This window comes from Candidatus Caldatribacterium sp. SIUC1 (assembly GCF_051549785.1).
Classification (GTDB): Bacteria; Atribacterota; Atribacteria; order Atribacterales; family Caldatribacteriaceae; genus Caldatribacterium.
This window is the reverse complement of the sequence record NZ_CP189974.1, coordinates 852,002-872,089: the sequence shown is the minus strand read 5'-3', so window position 1 is coordinate 872,089 and position 20,088 is coordinate 852,002. Positions and strand designations below refer to the sequence as shown.

Annotated in this window: 17 protein-coding genes and 1 pseudogene; 8 read left to right on the top strand and 10 right to left on the bottom strand. The window is 55.5% G+C overall.

Annotated elements, in window-relative coordinates; genetic code table 11:
- Positions 1 to 26: 26 nt before the first annotated feature.
- The 3 genes from ACP6EK_RS04390 to ACP6EK_RS04380 all read left to right on the top strand — a co-directional run bounded on the left by ACP6EK_RS04390 (position 27) and on the right by ACP6EK_RS04380 (position 3,524).
- A complete protein-coding gene (locus ACP6EK_RS04390) occupies positions 27 to 776 on the top strand; it encodes a heparan-alpha-glucosaminide N-acetyltransferase (protein ID WP_438318439.1) in 750 nt (249 codons plus the stop codon).
- Positions 777 to 852: 76 nt separating this feature from the next.
- Entirely contained in the window at positions 853 to 2,238 is a 1,386-nt protein-coding gene (gndA, locus tag ACP6EK_RS04385; protein ID WP_438318878.1) for an NADP-dependent phosphogluconate dehydrogenase, read from the top strand.
- Positions 2,235 to 3,524, top strand: a complete 1,290-nt coding sequence (locus ACP6EK_RS04380; RefSeq protein ID WP_438318436.1) for a lactate racemase domain-containing protein — start codon at positions 2,235 to 2,237, stop codon at positions 3,522 to 3,524. Before gndA ends, ACP6EK_RS04380 begins: the two co-directional genes overlap by 4 nt.
- Here the strand turns inward: ACP6EK_RS04380 and ACP6EK_RS04375 are convergent.
- Positions 3,516 to 5,081 carry an AAA family ATPase gene (locus ACP6EK_RS04375; RefSeq protein WP_438318433.1) on the bottom strand — a complete coding sequence of 522 codons (1,566 nt, stop codon included), beginning with the start codon at positions 5,079 to 5,081 and terminating at the stop codon, positions 3,516 to 3,518. The two genes, ACP6EK_RS04380 and ACP6EK_RS04375, sit on opposite strands and share 9 nt — an antisense overlap.
- Positions 5,082 to 5,182: 101 nt before the next feature.
- Here ACP6EK_RS04375 and ACP6EK_RS04370 point away from each other — a divergent pair, with 101 nt between their 5' ends.
- From ACP6EK_RS04370 to ACP6EK_RS04360, 3 genes and pseudogenes are all read left to right on the top strand, one after another.
- Positions 5,183 to 6,820 carry a hypothetical protein gene (locus tag ACP6EK_RS04370; protein WP_438318430.1) on the top strand — a complete coding sequence of 546 codons (1,638 nt, stop codon included), beginning with the start codon at positions 5,183 to 5,185 and terminating at the stop codon, positions 6,818 to 6,820.
- A 28-nt stretch (positions 6,821 to 6,848) separates the two neighbouring features.
- Entirely contained in the window at positions 6,849 to 7,526 is a 678-nt protein-coding gene (locus ACP6EK_RS04365) for a hypothetical protein (RefSeq protein ID WP_438318427.1), read from the top strand.
- Between the two features lie 40 nt (positions 7,527 to 7,566).
- Positions 7,567 to 8,493: pseudogene (locus ACP6EK_RS04360) on the top strand (glycosidase).
- On the opposite strand, the gene ACP6EK_RS04355 reads toward ACP6EK_RS04360, so the two are convergent.
- On the bottom strand, positions 8,474 to 9,454 hold the full coding sequence (locus tag ACP6EK_RS04355; RefSeq protein ID WP_438318424.1) for an aldo/keto reductase: 981 nt from the start codon (positions 9,452 to 9,454) through the stop codon (positions 8,474 to 8,476). The pseudogene ACP6EK_RS04360 and the gene ACP6EK_RS04355 overlap by 20 nt on opposite strands.
- A 63-nt stretch (positions 9,455 to 9,517) precedes the next feature.
- Between ACP6EK_RS04355 and ACP6EK_RS04350 the strand changes: the two genes are divergently transcribed.
- Together ACP6EK_RS04350 and ACP6EK_RS04345 are read left to right on the top strand one after the other, a co-directional pair.
- Positions 9,518 to 10,195: a class I SAM-dependent methyltransferase gene (locus ACP6EK_RS04350; protein ID WP_438318421.1), complete on the top strand. Its 678-nt coding sequence runs from the start codon at positions 9,518 to 9,520 to the stop codon at positions 10,193 to 10,195.
- 68 nt (positions 10,196 to 10,263) lie between these two features.
- Entirely contained in the window at positions 10,264 to 11,547 is a 1,284-nt protein-coding gene (locus tag ACP6EK_RS04345) for a glycosyltransferase family 2 protein (protein ID WP_438318418.1), read from the top strand.
- A 40-nt stretch (positions 11,548 to 11,587) separates the two neighbouring features.
- Here the strand turns inward: ACP6EK_RS04345 and ACP6EK_RS04340 are convergent, their stop codons facing one another.
- From ACP6EK_RS04340 to ACP6EK_RS04305, 8 genes are all read right to left on the bottom strand, one after another.
- The gene (locus ACP6EK_RS04340) at positions 11,588 to 12,442 is read right to left on the bottom strand and encodes a carbohydrate ABC transporter permease (protein ID WP_438318414.1); all 855 of its coding nucleotides are present in this window, start codon (positions 12,440 to 12,442) and stop codon (positions 11,588 to 11,590) included.
- 12 nt (positions 12,443 to 12,454) lie between these two features.
- Positions 12,455 to 13,318 (bottom strand): carbohydrate ABC transporter permease, encoded by an 864-nt coding sequence (locus ACP6EK_RS04335; protein ID WP_438318412.1) that lies wholly within the window; start codon positions 13,316 to 13,318, stop codon positions 12,455 to 12,457.
- A 75-nt stretch (positions 13,319 to 13,393) separates the two neighbouring features.
- The gene (locus tag ACP6EK_RS04330; protein ID WP_438318408.1) at positions 13,394 to 15,010 is read right to left on the bottom strand and encodes an ABC transporter substrate-binding protein; all 1,617 of its coding nucleotides are present in this window, start codon (positions 15,008 to 15,010) and stop codon (positions 13,394 to 13,396) included.
- 167 nt (positions 15,011 to 15,177) lie between these two features.
- Positions 15,178 to 16,275: a DNA/RNA nuclease SfsA gene (gene sfsA, locus ACP6EK_RS04325; protein ID WP_438318405.1), complete on the bottom strand. Its 1,098-nt coding sequence runs from the start codon at positions 16,273 to 16,275 to the stop codon at positions 15,178 to 15,180.
- 2 nt (positions 16,276 to 16,277) lie between these two features.
- Complete coding sequence (locus ACP6EK_RS04320) at positions 16,278 to 17,603, bottom strand: hypothetical protein (RefSeq protein WP_438318402.1); 1,326 nt, start codon at positions 17,601 to 17,603, stop codon at positions 16,278 to 16,280.
- Entirely contained in the window at positions 17,600 to 18,418 is an 819-nt protein-coding gene (locus ACP6EK_RS04315) for an ABC transporter permease (protein ID WP_438318399.1), read from the bottom strand. The genes ACP6EK_RS04320 and ACP6EK_RS04315 overlap by 4 nt, the downstream gene beginning before the upstream one ends.
- Positions 18,419 to 18,420: 2 nt before the next feature.
- Complete coding sequence (locus tag ACP6EK_RS04310; RefSeq protein ID WP_438318396.1) at positions 18,421 to 19,137, bottom strand: hypothetical protein; 717 nt, start codon at positions 19,135 to 19,137, stop codon at positions 18,421 to 18,423.
- Positions 19,134 to 20,081: an ABC transporter ATP-binding protein gene (locus ACP6EK_RS04305; RefSeq protein ID WP_438318393.1), complete on the bottom strand. Its 948-nt coding sequence runs from the start codon at positions 20,079 to 20,081 to the stop codon at positions 19,134 to 19,136. The genes ACP6EK_RS04310 and ACP6EK_RS04305 overlap by 4 nt, the downstream gene beginning before the upstream one ends.
- Between the last annotated feature and the right edge of the window lie 7 nt (positions 20,082 to 20,088).

Here is a 20,088-nt window from a genome sequence, read left to right as displayed (position 1 = left end):
ACAATGAAGGAAGGGAGAGGAGGACTATGCGAAGGAGCGGACGAAACCGGTTCCCCGAGGTCGACGCCCTCCGGGGTTGCGCCATTGTCATGATGCTCCTGTACCATACGCTCTTTGACCTTGCGTTCTTCGGCAACCTCAAGATGGACCTCTTCTCGCCCTTCTGGCGAGGGTACGTACTCTTCGGCGCTTCGCTGTTCATCGGCCTTGCAGGACTCTCTCTGACTCTGAGCTTTTCCCGGGAACGAAAACACCGTAACGTCGTTCCATTCTCGAAGTACCTGAAGAGAGGGCTTCTTTTGCTTTTCTATGGAATGGTCATTACCCTCGTCACCTATCTCGCACTCCCTGAATCCTATGTTCGCTTCGGCGTCCTCCACTGCATAGGAACGTCGGTAATCCTCGCCTATCCCTTCATCCCCCGACCGTGGCTGAGTTTTCTCGGGGGCATAGGGAGTATTGTGGCCGGATACTTCCTCTCCTTGAGGATTTTCCCATTCTCCTTCCTCCTTTTCCTTGGCTTTAGGCCTCCACGGTTCGCCACCCTTGACTACTTCCCCCTTTTCCCCTGGTTCGGAGTGGTGCTTCTGGGAATCTTCGCAGGGAACTTCCTCTACCCCAGGGGGGAGAGGAGGTTCGCCCTCCCGAATATCCCTGCCTTTCCCTTCCGGGGACTGGCCTTTCTGGGACGCCACTCCCTCACCATCTACCTCTTCCATCAGCCGGTCATCCTCGGTCTCCTCTCCCTCCTTGGGCTTATCCGGCTACCTCTGTGATCCGCTGCGCTATAATAGCGAAAAGGACAGAGGGGGTGTGGGTGTGGAAGGGACTTGCGCCATCGGTATCATTGGCATGGCCGTCATGGGGCAGAATCTTGCGCTGAACATCGCCCGCAAAGGGTTTCCCGTTGCGGTCTTCAACCGAACCGCGGTAAAAACACAAGAGTTCTTCAAGACCAGGGTGAAGGGAGAACCTATTCATCCAGCGTATGACCTCCGGGAATTCGTGTTTTCCCTTGAACAACCGCGCAAAATCCTCCTTATGGTGAAGGCGGGTGAGGCGGTTGACGAATTCCTGAACGCGATCTTCCCTCTCCTCAATGAGGGGGACCTCATCATCGACGGCGGGAATTCCTTTTTCCGGGACACTGACCGGAGAATCGCGGAGGCCGAAAGGCGGGGATTGCTCTACCTCGGCATGGGGATAAGCGGTGGGGAACATGGAGCACTCCACGGTCCCTCGCTCATGCCGGGGGGACACAGAGAGGGTTATACGCTCGTGCAGGATATCCTTGAAAAGGCAGCCGCCCAGGTGGAAGACGGGCCCTGCTGCACCTACCTTGGACCGGGGTCATGCGGACATTTTGTGAAAATGGTCCACAACGGCATTGAGTATGCCTTCATGGGTGCCATCGCCGAGGTGTACGACCTTTTGCGAAAAATCTTCGGGCTCCGTGCACCGGAAATCTCCAGAATTTTTGCCCACTGGAATGCGTTGCCACACCTCAACTCGTACCTCGTGGACATCACTGCAAGAGTTCTCGCTTATGAGGACCCGGAAACGAAGGCACCCCTTGTGGACCTCATTCTCGATGCCGCCGAGCAGAAAGGAACGGGGAAGTGGACTTCCCAGGTGGCGCTTGACCTGGGAATCCCCACTCCCACCATTACCCAGTCGGTTGTCGCCCGCAGTCTCTCATCCTTTAAAAACGAGCGTCTTCACATTGCCTTCCGCTTCTCCATCCCCAAAAAAACCCTCCCATGGTCTGAGGAAATCTCTCTCCTTCTCTCCGATGCCCTCTACCTTGCGGAACTTGCAGCATTCTCCGAAGGCTTTCATCTCCTTCAAGAGGCAAGTCGTGTCTTCGCTTACCACCTGAATCTTCCGGAAATCGCCCGCATCTGGAAAGGGGGGTGCATCCTGAAGGCGCTGCTTCTTGGACGTATCCAGAGAGCCCTTGCACTCCATGACGCACCGCTACTTTTCGCCACCGAAGAGTTCCGTGGCGAGGTACAGGAGAAACTCCCCGCCCTTCGGAAGGTATGTGCGCTCTCTGCAGAACACGGCATTCCGGTTCCGGTCCTCTCCGCAGCTTTAGCGTACTTTGATGCCTGGTGTTCAGAGGAACTTCCGGCCAACCTCATCCAGGCCCAGCGGGATTACTTCGGTGCCCACACCTACCGGAGAATCGACCGGGAAGGAACGTTCCATACGGAGTGGGAGGTGACGGCAGGATGATGCTCTTTGCCCTGGGGAACGAGCAGACCACCTTCTCCCCACAAAAGATGAGCGAGCACTTCCGTGAAGCCCTGGCACGACACGACTGGCGGAAGAAAAGTATCCTCGTCATCATTCCCGACAACACCCGTACGGCTCCGGTTCGGCTTTTCTTTGAGGCCACCCTCGAGGAGTTAAAGCCCAAGGCAAAGAAACTCGATTTCCTCATCGCCCTGGGGACACACCCTCCCATGACTGATGAAGAGCTCAAGGCACACCTTGGTGTCACCTTCCAGGAAGCGGCAGAACAGGGGGTCTCCGTGTACAACCACCGCTTCCAGGATCCCCAGGAGTTGATCCAGATAGGGACAATCTCCCGCGAGGAAATGCATCACATCTCCCGGGGCCTCATTACCGAAGAGGTTCCGGTCACCGTGAACCGGCGGATTCTCGAGTACGATGAACTCCTCATCATGGGCCCGGTGTTCCCCCATGAAGTCGTGGGATTTTCAGGGGGGTACAAGTACTTCTTTCCGGGAATCTCCGGACCGGAACTCACGGACAAGTTCCACTGGCTCGCCGCCCTCATCACCAACCCCAAAATTATCGGCACCAAGGATACTCCGGTTCGGGAAGTCCTCAACCGGGCAGCCCAGTTCATTCCAAGACCGACTCTTGCCATGTGCCTGGTAATGCGGGAAAAGGACCCCTGTGGGATTTTTTTTGGTGACCCCGAAGAAGCCTGGTCCCAGGCCGCCGATCTCTCAGCCCAGGTGAACATCGTCTATGTCGAGCGGCCCTTCCACACGGTTCTCTCCATTGCCCCCACCATGTACAACGAGCTCTGGGTTGGAGGGAAGTGCATGTACAAACTCGAGCCCGTGGTGGCCGACGGGGGAACAATCATCATCTACGCCCCCCACATCCGGGAAATCTCTAAAACCCACGGGAAGCACCTCCTTGAAATCGGCTACCATACCCGGGACTTCTTCCTCGCCCAGTGGGAGAAGTACCGGCACTACCCCTGGGGGGTGCTCGCCCACTCCACCCATGTGAAGGGCATCGGAAGATACGCTAACGGTAGAGAATATCCCCGGATAGAGGTGATCCTCGCCACAGGCATTCCCGAAGAGGTGTGCCGGAAAATCAACCTTGGGTATCTTGACTTCCGCACTATCGACATTGACGCTTACAAGGGTCGGGAAGAAGAGGGGATTCTCGTCGTCCCCCGAGCTGGAGAAATGCTCTACCGCCTGAAGGACGGAACGGTTCCGGACATCGACAAGCTGCCTCTTCCCTCAGAGTAATTCAGAAGAGGACTCCTCCACAGGCCGGAGGGAGAGGATGCGGTCTACACGGAAAGTCCGCTCCTCTTTTCGCAGAAGACAGAAGGCCCGAAGACCGAGAAACTCCTTTTCCTGAAAACGCATCATCCCCACCTCAAGAGGCAGGACAACCCGGGAGGTTTTCTCGTCGTTGTCCTTGAGGTACACGATTTCCAGGGGTTTTTGTGCTTTCTTAGCCTCCTCAAGCAGGCGTACCCGCTCCTCAAGGGGAAAGGTTCTGGTAGAAGCGGCATACTGGTACTCGGTGAGGAAACGGACCACCCTCCAGTCCATGATGATGTGCTTTCGAAGGAGTGGCCGTTTGAGGATGAGACCCTCAAGCGTCCGGCAACGGGAAAGGGCCACGTACGCCTGGCCATGGGCAAAAGTCCCGCGGCCAAGGTCAACGATCACCCGGTCAAAGGTAAGACCCTGGCTTTTGTGGATGGTCACCGCCCAGGCAAGCCGCAGGGGATACTGGGTAAAGGAGCCGATGCTCCTCGTCTTGATCCGACCTTCTTCCCGGTCGTAGTAGAACTCGAACATATCCCATACATGGGGTGTAACCTCCACCTCGCTTCCGTCTTCAAGCCGGAGAATGACGGCACCATCGGTACATTCCTGGACCTGCCCGATGGTCCCGTTGACCCACCGCCCGTGAGGGTCGTTGGTAAGCAGCATCACCTGGGCACCCTTTCTGAGGCGTAGTACCGAATCCGTGGGGAGATCCGTAGAGGAAAATGCCCCCAGGACCTGCCCCTCGTACACCCACTCCTTTCCCGAAAGCGCCGCCAGTTTCCCCTCATTCACTTCCTGAGCAAGGTCATTCGTGGTGGTGAGGTGAATCACGAACTCCCGCTCCCCGGGAACGTAATCGGGGAAAACGCGGGTATTGAGAAGGGCTAAATCCTCGTCGGTGGCGGTGTTACTCCGGATGCGGTTTAAGAGTTCGACGAACTTCGGGTCGCTCTGGCGATAGACCTTCTCAAGGACAAGAAGCATCGGGCGGATTTCCCGGAAAGCAAAGGCGCTGAAGAAATAGGGGCTCTCGTAGTACTCGGTAAACAGCGCCTGCTCGGTTCGCTTCACCACCGGCGGAAGTTGATAGAGGTCCCCAACAAAGACCATCTGCACGCCTCCGAAGGGTGCCGAGGGAGAAGGTCCGTAGACGCGGAGAAAAGCATCGACACAATCCAGAAGGTCCGCTCGTACCATGGAGATTTCGTCAATGACGATGGTATCGAGCTTCTTATAAAGACCCGGGTCTTCGGGTTTGACACGCGGAGCAGTCTCGGGCGTCACATCGGGCCGGAAGCGGAAGAAAGAATGGATGGTCTGCCCCCGGACGTTCAAAGCGGCGACTCCTGTGGGAGCGAGAACGGCGATGTTCTTCTTCGTGTGATTCCGAAAATACCAAAGAAGCGTGGACTTCCCCGTCCCTGCCCGCCCAGTGATAAAGACAGACTGGCTTGTCTGCTCAAGGAGCTCCAGAGCCTGGACGAACTCTCTGTTGAGCTCAATCGGCGTCACGAATGACATGACAGAAAGGATTATACCATGGAAAACCCGCCGGGTGCTCTGCTCGTAATACAAAGAGGGGTATGGTACACTGGGAACTGAACCTGGAGAAAGGAGGCCTGATGGTGAAAAAATTGCTACCGTTTGTGGTGCTGTGGCTCATATGCTTCCCCTCCCTGGCATCAGGATACGACGTCCTCCTGTGGGGAAACCAGGAAGAACCCGCTCCACCGCAGGAGGAATTCCTCCTTCTGGGAGACCTGGGAGGCCACAGATTTTCCCCAGAAGCTTGGGTGAACCTCCTCCCTCCCCCGGAAAAGGTGGTCATTCTCCCCTCAAAAGAAGACCTCAACCGATCTCCAGAAGTCCTCAACGAACTCTCCCGGAAAGGATACCCTGTCGTTGTTTCTGACGCTCTGGGGAACTTTGCGTACTCTTTTTCGTTCACCGAGAATTACCACACCGTAGTATTCTTCAACTTCCTTCAGGACATTCCCACCGCTTCCTTCGACCGTTTCCTCCAGGAACTCCGGGAGAAAAACCCGGACCTTGTTGTTATCTCCGGAACCAGGGGAAACCGGGCGCTTCTCGAGGAGCATTTTGCTCCCTTCAGAGACCGGATACGTTTTTTCGAACGCGACGGGCTTCCCAGAAACTTCAGAGAGCGAATAGCCGTTGAGGAAAAACCGGTGCTGCTCTTCTTCTACTCCTCCCGATGCCCGGTCTGTCGGGAACTCAAGGAAAAGGTCACTCCGCCGGTCTTTGAGAAATACGCCGACCGAATTAAGGTGGTCTACCTCGATTACACCCTCTCGAAAAACTATGAAAAACTCGTCCTCCTTGAAGAGCACTGGAGGGTGGAAGAGAAAACCTCGGTCGAAATCTTCTCCGACGCCGGATACGTGGCAACAGAAGACCCGGAGCGAATCACCACCCTCCTTGAAAAGCTCATCGAAAAGACCCTGAAAAGCCCAAGAACTTCACCCCCTCCTCGGCCCCCGGAGAGGGCCGAGGAGCTCATCTTTTCGCGCTTCCGGGGGTTCACTCCCTGGGTGGTGGCCGGAGCCGGATTCCTTGACGGATTAAACCCCTGTGCTTTCGCGACCATTGTCTTCATGGTGAACCTTCTCTTCGTCCTTGGCCATTCCCGCCAGCGGGTGGTCGAAATCGGCGTCACTTATACTCTGGCCGTGTTCACCACCTATCTCCTCCTTGGGCTTGGCATCTTCCAGGTGTGGCAGACCCTGGCGGTGTACCGCATCGTCTCTCGAATCGTGTACGGCACAATGGCCGGGGTGCTCCTTATTTTTGCGATTTTCAGCGTCCGGGACGCCATCACCTACAAAAAGGAGCGAAAGGAAACCGGAATGACTCTGGGCCTCCCCAAGGGGTTACGGGTGAAAATCAACCAGTACCTCAAAGAGAGTTTCTCCAAACGGAGGCTTTTTGCCGCTGCCATCGTGAGTGGTTTTGTCGTATCAATCCTTGAAGCCGGTTGCACCGGTCAGGTGTACCTTCCCACCATCATGTACATCGCCAGGGAAATGGTGAACTACCGTCTGAAAGCTATCGGATACCTCGTCTTCTACAACGCCTTCTTCATCATCCCCCTCGTGGCTGTATTCCTCAGCGTTTTCTTCGGTAGCCAGTCGAAAGCTCTGGTGGAGTTCGGAAGGAAGAACATCCTTTTCTCGAAGATTGCCCTGGCCTGTCTCTTTGTGGTTTTAAGCATCCTCCTTCTTGAGAGCGCCCTGGCGTAATACCATACCCCAAGAGGAGGGGGTGTCGGTGTGGAAGAGACTCTGGGTTCTTGTGGCGGCTATGGCGCTGGTGGCAGCGCTCGGGGTTTCCTGCGTTTCTCTGGAAGGTGTGACCGAGCTCACCTATCGTGTGGAGGTACGGCAAGGGCGGTACACACAACAGGGGACGTTCGCCGTATCCTTCACCCCTTTGGGAAAAGACTGGAAAATCAGTGTCCATTACAAGCTCGGTGACGAAGAGTTCTCCACCACTTTCACCACTCAGGGAAAAACCAGGGAAGAAGCCCTGTTCTCAACCCTCCTCATGCATCCCTCCCTGGGCGTTCTCCTTGGTCCAATAACGGCCGCCCAGGGCATGTACCTCTTCATCACCGGTGTGCTCCAGGGGCAACCTGAAGTGGGATTCTTCTGGCGCACGAGGGACGTCGAAGGTCGGGAAGTGGAAATCTCGATTCCCTCGTCCGAACAGCGCTTTGGCCGGGAAGCAATCTGGATTGTAGTGAAGGTCGCAGGAGAAATAGCTGCGCGATTTCTCGTGGAAAAGCAGAGCCTGATCCCTCTGGTGATCGACCTTGCCGAGAACCAGCAGAGGTTTTTCTGTGAAGCTCAGAAAGCCAAGTGGCAGGAAAACGACGCGGAGGAGGAAAAGGACGACCATGAGGCTGGCCCACCACTCTGGACCAAGGCAACTTGCCAAGCGCTATGAGCACAACCCTATCCTCTCCCCCGAAAAATGGCCCTAACGGGTGAACGCTGTTCTCAACCCAAAAGCCGTGCAATTCCAGGGGAGGACGCTTCTCCTTGTCCGGGTGGAGGACTGCCGGGGGTTCTCTCACCTCACAGTGGCCACAAGCGAAGACGGCAAAGAGCACTGGGAGATCAACCCCTTTCCCTCCCTTGCGGCCGAAGAACAGTTTGCCGAAGAACAGTGGGGCCTGGAAAATCCCCGAATAGTGTGGCTTGAGAAGGAAAAGTGTTACGCCATAACCTATGTGGCCTTCGGCAAGGGCGGACCCCTCGTTTCCCTGGCGCTGACAGAGGATTTCAAAGCGTTTGTGAAATACAGTCCTCTTCTGCCTCCCGAGGACAAGGATGCCGCCCTTTTCCCATGCCGTTTCAAAGCAGATGGCAGAAAGCGATATGCCCTGGTGCACCGCCCCATCATCCGGGGAGAAGCCCACACCTGGATTTCCTTCTCACCGGACCTCCGGCACTGGGAAGACCACCAGGTTCTCATCCCGGTCCGTCCCGGGTGGTGGGGCCAGCACCGGGTAGGCCTTGGTATCCCACCGGTGGCTACACCCCGTGGCTAGCTCATCTTCGACCACGGGGTACGCCATACCACCTCAGGGACTGTCCTCCTTGATCCCGAGGACCCCCGGAAGGTCCTCCGCCGAGCTGAGGAATGGATTACAAGCCCTCAGGAACCGTATGAGTTTCTGGGAGACGTTCCCGGAGTGGTTTTCCCCACAGGCATCACCGTTGACGAAGGGAAGAACGAAATTCGCCTGTACTACGGTGCCGCCGACCGCTGTGTTGGTCTGGCTTTTCTTCATTTACCGGGAGTTTCTGGAATACCTGGTGGAGGAGAAAACCGTTTGATCCACATGCTCTGCACTTTTTTCGGGAATGAGGCAGACCTCATCCCTGGAACTACCGCCGCAGGTTCCTGAGCCTCTCCTCCCGCTCTTTGAGGAATTCCTCTATCCTTGCCACCTCTTCTTCAGGGAGATCCCAGTCTCCGGCAGGGGCGATTTCCTCAATTTGCGATGGCCGGCGAATCCCCACAATGGCCGAGGTGACTTCCCTCCAGCGCAGTACCCAGGCCACAGCAACCTGGGCAGGGGTCTTTCCGTACTTTGCCCCGATGTCCCGTAGTTTCCCAGCAAGCTCAATATTGAGGGTGAGCTCCGGTTCCTGGAACATGGGGTCATTGCGGCGGTGGTCATCAGGAGGAAGGTTTGCCACCCATTCCTTCGTCACCTTCCCGGTGAGCAGTCCCTTCTGCATGGGGCTGTACACGATGACCCCGATGTTCTTCTCTGCGCAGTATGGCAGAATGTCCTTCTCAATATCCCGCCGGAGCATGCTGTAAGGGGGCTGCAGAGAAGCAATGGGGTGAATTGGGGCAATCCGCTCCATCTGGGCCACACTGAAGTTGGACACCCCGATGTAGCGGACCTTGCCCTCCTCCACCAGACGGCTCATCTCCTCCCAGGCTTCCTCAATGTCCTCATCGGGTACAGGCCAGTGAATCTGGTAAAGGTCAATAACGTCTACCCCCAGGCGGCGAAGGCTTGCCTCAACCTCCCGGCGAATGCTGTCACGTTTCAGGCAATTGGCAATGTTCCCCTTCTCGTCCCAGACAAGTCCGCATTTTGTGGCAATGATGGGGCGTTTTGTCAGTCCCCGGATCGCCCGTCCCACGACCTCTTCCGAGTGCCCAAGACCATACACCGCTGCGGTGTCAATCCAGTTCACCCCAAGGTCCACTGCCCTGTGAATCGCCTCGATGGACTCCTTATCATCTTGAGGACCCCAGCTGTACCGCCACCCTCCACCGCCGAGAGCCCAGGAACCAAAGCCGATGACGGAAAGCTCAAGGTCTGTCCAGCCGAGTTTCCTGTACTGCAATGCCCTCACCCCCTTGAAGGGAAACTGAAAGTATTATACTGTAGTTCTGGGATGAGCAACACCGTGAAATCTCAGAAGATGTCCCTGAAGATGCGCCTTTCCACCCTGAAACGGCGCGTGGTTTCGCACCTTGCCAACCTCCTCTGGAGGGCGCTGCTCCCCTTCCTCCCCTGGTTCTTCAACGAGGCCCATTTCGAAGGGCTGTACCGCAGAAAACGTGACCCCTGGAATTACACCAAAAGTACCTACGAGCAGGAAAAGTACCAAAAGACCCTTGAGGCCATTCCCCAGGATGTTCATACCATCCTCGAAGTCGGCACAAGCGAAGGGGTCTTCACTGAACTCCTCCTGCAAAGAGGAAAGGAGGTCTTTGGCATCGACATCTCCCAGACAGCCCTTGAGCGAGCCAGAGCAAGGCTTGAGGTGTATGGCGATCGGGTAAGGCTTGAGAAGCTTGACATCGCCCGGGACGAACCGGAGGGCATCTTCGACCTCATCCTCGCCTCAGAGGTGCTCTACTACCTCGGAGGCAGGAATGTCCTCCTTACCCTGGAGGAGAAATTCCTCCGCCATCTCCGCGATGGTGGGTACCTTCTTCTTGTCCACTTCTACCCCTCGGGGAAACTCATCCACGACCTCTTTCTTGAGCGGGGCAGGTTCACCCGCCTCTTTGAAGAGGTGGTGCTCCACCCTGAGCGCGACTACATCATCACGCTCCTGAAAAAAACTGGTGCTCCTTGACTTCCTTTTTGAGGCGTGTTACGTTCTTGAGAGCTTCCTGCAAGCACTGACCAGAGGAGGTTGTCGAGGTGGTCTACCCGTCGTTTGTTGCACCTGAAGAATGGTTCGATCATTCTTTTGAACCGCTCAAAATCCTTGCTTTTCTCCTCTACTGTTTCTGGGTCTACCAGACTTGCATCGCTCTTCGAGGATTTCAGTACCCTCGTTCCCTCCCAAAGGCCAAGAAGTTCCTGAGATTCGCCGTTCTCATCCCCGCCCATAACGAGGAAAAAGTCCTGGGACCACTCCTTGAGAGTTTGCGAGCACAGACGTATCCAAAAGAGCTCTTCGACATCTACGTGGTCTGTGATGCCTGCACCGACAGAACGAAGGACATTGCCCTGAGCCGAGGGGCTTTTGTCCTTGAACGGAATGACCCACAGCATCCCGGAAAGACGTACAACGTCGGCTGGGCTCTCGCCCAGATCCCCCTTGCCTCTTACGACGCCATAGCCCTCTTTGACGCTGATAACCTCGTGCACCCCGAGTTCCTGGCCAAGATGAACGATTACCTCGAAGCCCACAAAGACGCAGAAGTCGTCCAGGGGTATCTGGAGACCAAAAACCCAGACTACTCCTGGCTTACCAGGATGTACGCTCTGGCGTACTGGTACGCCAACCGGTTCTGGCAACTTGCTCGGGCAAACTGGGGACTGTCGGCCACCCTGGGAGGTACGGGATTGGTCATACGGACGTCCTGTATTACCCGTTTGGGGTGGAACCTGAAAAGCCTCACCGAAGACCTTGAGTTCAGCGTTCAGGTTGTGCTTGAAGGAGGAAAGGTTCACTGGAATGAGTGGGCCATCACCTATGACGAAAAGCCGCTCCGCTATGCCTCAAGCCACCGTCAGCGAACTCGCTGGATGCAGGGACACTGCTTTGTCCTTTGGCGGTACGGATGGAAGCTTTTGAAGAAATTCCTCACAAGCGGGAACCTGCAGTACCTTGACTACTTCCTGTACCTCCTCACTCCTTTGAGCATCGTCCTCACCACGGTCCTCGTGGCCCTTGAGACCATTGAGCGGGGAACTCACGGAAACGTGCCCTTTGTCCTGCACCTCTACCTCTGGGTTCCAGTAGCCTTTATTCAGAGTGCCTACCAAGTGGTGCTCGGGCCTTCCCTAAAAGAGGGTCGTTTCACCCTCCGGTACCTCCCGTACTTTGTCCTGTACACGGTCTACGGCCTGAGCTGGATACCCATCGTCTTTTTGGGGCTTTTCCTTTCCTGGAATCAGAAACGGTGGGTGAAAACGGAGCACAGCTGTAGCATCTCTATTGGAGAGCTCCTTGAGGAATCCTCCGTGTCAAAGTAGCAAGTGATGCGACCGGGCCGCCGAAGCGGCCCACGTGACGTCATCCCTTCACCGCACCCATGGTAAGACCACGGACAATGTAACGCTGGACGGTAAGGGCAAGGAGCGTCGGCGGAAGGATGGCCAGAAGAAGCCTCGTTGAAACGTACCAGAATTGCACCCCCTGGGTGTGTTCTGTCCCGGCAATGATGATGGTCATCGGGGTTGCATGCTTGTACGTCAAAACGAGGGCGAAAAGAAACTCGTTCCAGGCAAAGGAAAAACAGATGATAACCGTCGCCACAAGCGCTGGAGCAGCAAGGGGAAGCGCAATCCTCAAGAAGGCTTCAAATCGGGAGCACCCGTCGACAAGAGCGGCTTCCTCGAGTTCCACCGGAAGTTCCCGGAACATGTCCTTCATGATGAGGACCGCAAATGGCATGGCAAAGGTGGTGTTGACGAGGATCAAGGCCACACGCGTATCAAGGAGCCCAAGAGACTTCATGAGGAGGAAGAAGGGAATAACCGTAGCGGCAGGGGGGAGAAAACGCTGCGAGAGAAACCAGAAAGCCATGCTCTGGTTGCGCCATTTCGCGTACCTGTATCGGGCAAGGCCATATCCTGCAAAGGTCCCGAGGGCCACGGCAAGAAGAGAAGCAAAAACGGCGATGACGATGCTGTTGGTGATACCTCTCAGGATTTCCGGACCTCTTTGCGTGAACTCGGTTTGCCAGTTGCTGAGGGTGGGTGTGAATTGGAGCCAGGGGATGCTGCTTAAACGAAAGACGTCAGCCGGCTTCTTGAAAGAGGTAATGACCGTCCAGTAAAAAGGGAAAAGCACCCACAGAATGGCAACGATCACAACCACCCAGATTAGAATCTCCGTGGTGATAGATCCTTTCCGTCTCCTGCGCATCGTTGCTCTCCCCTACTCGTAGAGTTCTCGGTATCTCCGGAAGAACAGAAGCCCGATGACCATGGTGATGGCCAGGAGGAAATAGGCCATGGCGCTGGCGTACCCCAAGTCGAAGTTCCGCAACCCTTGCGTGTAAATGTAGAAGGTGAGCGTTCGGGTAGCTGTTCCCGGTCCACCGCTTGTGAGGCTGAAGGGGATATCAAAGGCTTTAAAGGCGTCAACCATCCGGAGCATGATGACCGTCCCAAGAACCGGGGAAAGAATCGGAAGCGTGATATACCGGAAAACGGCCCAGCCAGACGAGGTATCGATCACTGCCGCCTCGTAAATTTCATCAGAGATGGACTGCAATCCCGCTAAAAGAATGATAAAAGCGAAAGGCGTCCACTGCCATACATCAACAATGCATATCGCCAGGGTTGCCCAGAGAGGATGAGAAAGCCAGGGAACCTTCCCTAAACCAATGGACCTTAAAAGGACGTTGATTGGCCCGTTTTCCTCGTAAAACATCATAACGCCGAGGTACCCCAGGGCAACCGGGGCGGTGAAAAGCGGCATGGTGAGGATGGAACGAAATGCCCGGAGACCCTTCATCTTCCGATTAAAAACAATGGCAAGACCAAGTCCTATCACCGTTGTCACGCAGACGCTGAAGGCCACGTAAATCAGGGTGAACCGCAAAGCGCCCCAGAAGCGGTAGTCTCCGAACATCCGGAGGTAGTTGGCTACTCCCGCAAAGCCGGCAATCTTCCCGTAGAGAACCTTGGCGAGACTGATGCGAAAAGAGTACACCAGAGGGAAAATGGTGAATGCAAGCACCCAGAGAATAGCAGGCGCTACGAAAACATTTCCCTTCTCTCGTAGTCTCCGTCTCATCTGTCACTCTCCCTTTCCTGAACACAAAAGAAGGGGGAAGGGGTACTGTACCCCTTCCCCCAGCATGCCTTCCTTTTACTCTGGCTTGTAGCCGATAGCTTCCTGGTAAATCTTCTTGAGGGTATCCTTACCGTACCGCTCTACGATGGCCTTCCACTCTTCGGCAATACGGTTCAGAGCTTCCTCTGGGGAGACCTGGCCGGTCACAGCCTCAGAGAGATGGATGTCGTAGACCTCCCACATCTCCGGCGTTCCAGGAATACGGAGGTAGGTCTGCCGCAGCGGGTACTTGGTCCACATTTCCTCATAAGCGGTGACGAACTGGCGAGCATCTTCGGCATCGTATCCGGTCGCTACGTATTCCTCAATTGTTGCCTTTCCACTCGGCTGCAGGAAGTCGTAGCTCGTTCCGGGGTCAACGCCGGTCCAGCCCCAGACGACGTTCCAGTGGTTGATCTGCGGTGTAGCCTGCCAAGAGAGGAAGTAAGCGGCGAGTTCCTTGTTCTTGCAGTACTTCGAAATCACGCCATGCCAGGAGGCACCCACGGTGTTGGCCACGAAGTTCTCCTTGTTCACCCACTGCTTGGTCTCGAGGTCATAGTACTTGTCGCTTCCGGGAATAGGCGCCACGCCAAGCTTGCCCTGAATGCTGGAACGATCAGGAAGCTGCGCCAGCGAACCCACGTCACCCCAAGACCAGCACATGACGGCCTTACCCCGCAAGAACGCATCCCAGGCCTCACCAAGGCTCCAGCCGAACATTGCGGAAGGTCCGGTCTTGGAGAGCTTGATGAGCATGTTCAGCGCCTCAACAAACCCAGGGGTATTCACCAGGGGTTCCATGGTTTCAGGGTCAAACCAGTACACGTTGTGGTACCGGGTCACCTTGGCCGGATCGTCTCCCGGAGCCGGAGAAACGACGTACGGTGCGGAAAGCGCCATGAAGTGGAAGAAGCCCTGCCCACCAACTTTAAGATGCATGCTGATACCGTAGTCCGGCTCGCCATCACCGTTCCAGTCCTTGCCATTGAAGAAGTCACAGATTTCATAGACCTCTTCCCAGGTCCATGGCGGGGTGGGCATATCCTTACCTTTCTCTTTCTTGAACTCTTCCTGCCACTTCGGATCGCTCAGGATGTCCCGACGGTAGTAGATAACCTGGCCGTCGTGGTCGTTGTTGAACCCAACGAGTTTGTCCCCCCACATGTAGAGCTCTCGAACCGGGAGGGCAATGGACTCAGGCTCCCATTTGGGCATGCGAGGATCGTTGAAGAATTCCTGAGCGGGGACAATCCAGTCGTTCATGATGTAGTCGCCGTAGAACCAGCTCGGACCAACGATGATGTCGTAGGTACCAGTACCGGTCATGAGGTCGGTGAAAATCTTTTCCCGGAGTTCTCCGAAGGGAATTTCGACGATGTCGTAGGTAGCGCCGGTGAGCTTCTCAAAGTAGGGACGCCAGAAGTACAGGGGACCGGAGATAGCACCACGGGGACCAGCGGAGTACACAGCGATGGTGAGCTTCTGCCCTTTCCAAGCTGGATCGGGATTCCCTTTGTCTGCGGCTTCAAAGGCTGCATTGGCAGTCTGGATTTCAAGCTCTGACGCGCCTTCCTGAGCAAGGGCACCGAACACAAACCCCAGCACAAAGACCACAGACAGCAATGCAACGCTTACCTTACGCCATTCCATCGAGCACATCCCCCCTGAAAAGAAATTTCACAGAAAATTCAGGAAAGAACAAAAACTTCCAAACTCCCTTGAGCGAACCCTCTCCTTTTCCCCCTCTCACCCCCTGAGAATAGGATTTTGACCGCTTTAGATTATAAGGTTTTCTTTTTGCCGAGTCAATGGCTAAGTCACCTCTGTTGCAGGATTCTGGCAATCCGCCCCATGCGGAAGTGCAGAAGCACCTCAACGAAGGCAGCACTCCTGAGTGGTGGCTGGGGCAGGTAAAAGAGGTGACTCCCACAGGAGCAGTCCGAAGCTCCAAAGTGCGGAACGGGCCGGGCCACCTTTTCGAGTTCCCGGGCAATGGCACACTCCAGGCGTTCCGAACTCCGGATGGGGAATACACGAACGTCCTCAAAGAAGGGGAGGAGCGTGTCGATGTGCCAGTGGTTTCGTTTCCGCTTCCTGAGATGTCTCCGGATTCTCCCCGAAAGGCCCCGCATGGCCGAACCGACGTAAACGTAGAAACCCCGGGGGAAATCCAGCTCCCCCAGGCTTCCGACGGCAATCCGGTACACCCCGGGGAGATACCCTGAAAGCAGGTAACTCCCCCGATCCTCCGCTTCCTTTTCATAAACCTCCCAGGGGAGATCGAGGATGTGGGAATACTGGAAATTCCCCCTCATATCCCAGCGCACCGCCACCGCGCGAATGAGGACTTTCTTCCGGGCAGCATGGAGAGCCGAAGCAAACTCAGGATCGGTATGGAAATCAGGAAGAAAGGCAAAAGGCGAGGGAACGTGCACCACAAAAAGCATGGCACCTCCGAGGTCTGCCAGAAGCCCCACATGTTTTCGTCCCCGTACCGTTACGGCATCGGGGAACATGGCCAGACCGTCGAAAAAGAGGGTACAGGATTTGACCTCAAGGAACATCCTTTCCCTACCCCGCTTGAGGAGGAAATCCAGACGAGAGTTCCCAAGGGGAATTTCCGTTCCCACCACCCTGAAGCCTGCGAAATCCTCAAGGCAATCCTCTTCAAGGAGTTTTCTCGCCACAGAAGCCGCCGAGGTCGTGTGAAGGCATACCACCTCTTCTCCAAGGAGGGCACCCCACACCCGAGGCATGTTTTCTCCCTGGTCCTCAAGAAGGAGCACCCGTCCGGGCAGGAGAATCTCCCAGAGCCTCCCAGGATTAGGAAGGTGGGCGGGGAACCTCCGCCCACCTTCCTCGCAGAGGACCACAAAGCGGTTTAAACGGTCAACAAAGAGGGCTTCCCGGAACACGCTCAGGTTTCAATCCGGGCCCGTCGGGTGATGACGATGCCCGCTCCCACTGCAAGGGGAAGGAAGGCCAAGGGATAGAGATACACGCTATAGGCCTTTCGTAAAAGTCGGATGGTGCGTTCGCTTTTAGGAAGGGGCATCTGGTTCTCAGAGGCCACGGTCTGGATGGTGTAGTCAACCTTGGGAAGTTCCGGCCCAAGAACCACCTTGTAGCTCTCGAAAGTCGGTTTGTACCCGCGCTTCTTCAGGTCCTCGTCGTAGTCCACGATTTCGTACCCGAGTTCAGGACCGGGAATCTGTTTCACAAAATAGGGCGCACGGGTGACTGCCTTCAGCACCTCTTTCCCCCGGCCAAAGAGGAGTGTGGCGTCCTTCACCGGGTCTGCGTGCACCCATTTCCAGCGCTCTATCCGACCGATGTTCTGAGGATCTTGGAGTTTGTTGTGGTAGAGCTCGTTGTACTCCTCCTGGGTGAAGGGGTTGAAGTAGAGTTCGTTCTTGCCCACCGCATGGATAATCCAGGAGGGGTCGTCACAGTTCTCGCGCTTCGTCCAGCGGTTTCCGGGAATAATCTCGTAGCCAATGCCCCCCTTTCTCCGGGAGGTGAAGACCACGAGTTTCTTTTCACTCCCCTCAAGAACGGTTCCATCCTCAAGCCGCACCCGGATTTCGTAGTGCCCAGGAGGGAGGTTCACCACAAAGCCTGTGGCCGGCTCAGAGACGTAGAAGTTCACAAACTCCGGAGGAGAGGGTTCTTTCGGAACGGGAATATCCAGGGGCCCTGTCTCTCCAGCCTCTCTTCGCCGGCGGACTTCCTCGAAGAACTTGTTTAAGTCCTCCCGGTACTTCCGCATGGCTTCGTAGTACTCCTTGAGCTTGGCGTTGAACTCATCCATGGCTTTTTTGTACTTTTCGTAAGCCGCATCGGCTTCTGCATTGAGATACATGATGGTCTTTTCCGAGAAGTAACCCTCAGGGTAATACAGGACGTACTTCTGTTCCTCGAGGGTAGCAATAACCTTTCCACCCTGGAGAATCTCGAGTTTCCCAGGAACGGCTTCGTTCAGGGTACTGAAACCGGCCATATACCGGCGGGTAATGGGCCAGTAGTAGACAATGGTCTTGCGGGGGTTAACGATGCTATTCGTGTTGGCAATGAGGTAGATGGTGTCCTCGCTCTGCGGAGCAAAGCTCTTGCTGTAGGTGGAACCGTTGAAGGACGTCAGCGAATACACAAGCTGCTCCCGCACCGGCGGCTGGGCCAGCGCCGCCCATCCAGAAGAGAGAAACACACCAAGAAGGAGCAGAAAGACCAGCCGGGACTTCATGCCTTCACCCCTTTCTTGCTCATCACGTACACCGAAAGGAACATGAAGACGAGGGAGTACAGAAGGGCATACCCGATATTGGCCAGATACAGGAGGGGATTCTCAAGCGCCACGCTGTCGAGCCCCCGACTGAGATACGCAAAGGGGGAAATCCAGCTGATACCCCGGAAGACGTAGGACATGGCCTGGCGAACGTAGAGCATAGGAACCGAGAGCGATTCTTTCTCAAAGCCAAGGAGGGCGTTGTAGGCAAACTGGATGGCCAGAAAAGCCCCGAGAATCGCCACCAGGGCCAGAACAGAGCTTCGAATCCGTCCAGTGAGTGACGAAATGAAAAGGCCAAAACTCACCACGCAGGAGATGAGGAAGATGCTCATGATGAGCGCCTTCACAAGACCCATAGTGAAACCGATGTTCGTGAGAACGCTGACGAGGTAGAAATACAGGGCCGTAAAGCCTAAGGCCACCATGCCAAGGCACAGGTCCTTCAGGTACTTTCCCCAGAGGAAACTCCCCGGCGTTACGGGACCATAGAAGAGGACCTCTAAGGTTCCCTGCTCCCGTTCCCGGGAGATGGAAATTCCAGAGAGGATCACAAGGTAGAGAGAGATGATGACCAGGGTAATGTAGAGAGGGTAGTTGAGGGGGTACGCGGAAACGAGAATATCCTCTTCACCGATGCTGTCGAGGAAATTCTTGAGGATGAACGATGAAACGAAAAAGGAGGCAAAGATGGCCACATAGTAGCCGAGGCTATAGAGGGAGTACAGAAAATCCCGTTTAAAGAGCGTCTTCATGACTCTAAAGGTACGCATGGTCATTCCTCCCTCTTCTGGAGTTCCACATCCTCAACGAACTCCGTGAAATCCCCCTGGGGCGTGTGCAGGAGAACTTCCAGGAGCCCGTACTTTTCCTTTTCCCGGTTAATCTGGATTTTCTCCCAGGGAATGAGGCCTTTATTCCGGGCAAGGTACGCCTTGGGATCCCAGAAAAGCTCTATTGGCCCCTCGTAGATGAGGCGTCCTCTGGAGTAATTCTCCTCGTCTCCTTCCCGGACGTAGAGCTTGCCCTCAAACTGGAGCGGCATCCCCGGGAAGTCAGAGATTCCAATGCCCTTTGAATCTTTGAAGCGGATTTCAACCTCGATACCCCGGTCCGTTGGGTCGGCAAAGCAGATGATCCCTGCAAGGTCCGGGATCTCCTTCCCCTCCATGGTGAAGTTGAAGACGTTCACCCCGCGCCTGATCTCAAGCTCCTGAGAGAAAGGATAGTAGTACGGCGCTTCAGCCTTAAGAACGTGTTTCCCAGGGGGAATTCTCGTGAGCTGGTACTCTTTACTCCTGAAGAGGATATCCGACTTCCCGTCGACAGTGATGGTGAGCCTACGCACCACATCTTGAGAGTACAGGTCCACCACCGTTCCCTTGAGAATGCCGTAGTTGACCTGAGTAGCGAAGTAGGCCGCCACAAAGAGTACGGCTACGAGCACACCAAGGCCCAAGGCAATAATGCCTCCAGTCCGCAGGCGCCTCATGCGTTTCCCTCCCCCCGGGCGAGTAAGGAAATGTTCTGCTGAGTGATGGTGATGAAGGCCTCCTCAAGACTCATCTCCTTGGTCTTCATGGTGAGGACGAGGAAACCCTTTTCGTAGAAGAAGCGGGAAAGATCCAGACGGTAATCCCTCTCGGTCTTCAGGTGCACCTCAAGCCGGTTCCCCTCAACGGTGAACCCCTTGACGAAGGGAAGCTCGGAAAGAGAGGGTGAGAGGCTCTCGGCGTTTGCCGAAAGCTCAATCTCCATATGGATGGTATCGGTGAGGCGACGCTTGATGTTGTCCATGGTGTCCTCAGCTAAAAGCTTTCCCCGGTTGATGATGGCCACCTTCTTACAGAGCCTCTCCACTTCAGAAAGAAGGTGAGAGGACACGAAAACCGTTCGTCCTCGCCGGTTCTCCTCTTCGATGAGATCCCGAATCTGTTTGATGCTCGTGGGATCGAGGTTGGCGACCGGCTCATCGAGGATAAGGAGCTCCGGGTCATGGAGCAAGGCCCGGGCAAAGGCGAGTTTCTGCTGCATCCCCTTGGAGTATGCTCCGAGTTTCTTGTTCCGGTCATTGCGCAGGCCCACCGCCTCAAGAAGCTCATCGATACGCCTGCGCACATTCGGAACTTCATACAGTTCCCCGAAGAACGTGAGGTACTCCTCTGCCGTCATCTCCTTGTAGAAGTACTGGTTCTCCGAAACCACACCAATGCGCCGTTTCACCTCCACATTGTTGGGTTTGAGTTCTTCTCCAAGGAGGAAGACCTTGCCACTTGTAGGAGGAATGAGGCCGAGAATCATCATGATGGTTGTGGTTTTTCCCGCACCGTTTGGTCCCAGGAATCCGTAGATATCCCCCTTTTCCACCCGCAGATTCAGGTTATCCACCGCCTTGAACCCGTTGAACTCCTTGGTGAGATGAACGGTTTGAATCATGAGTCCT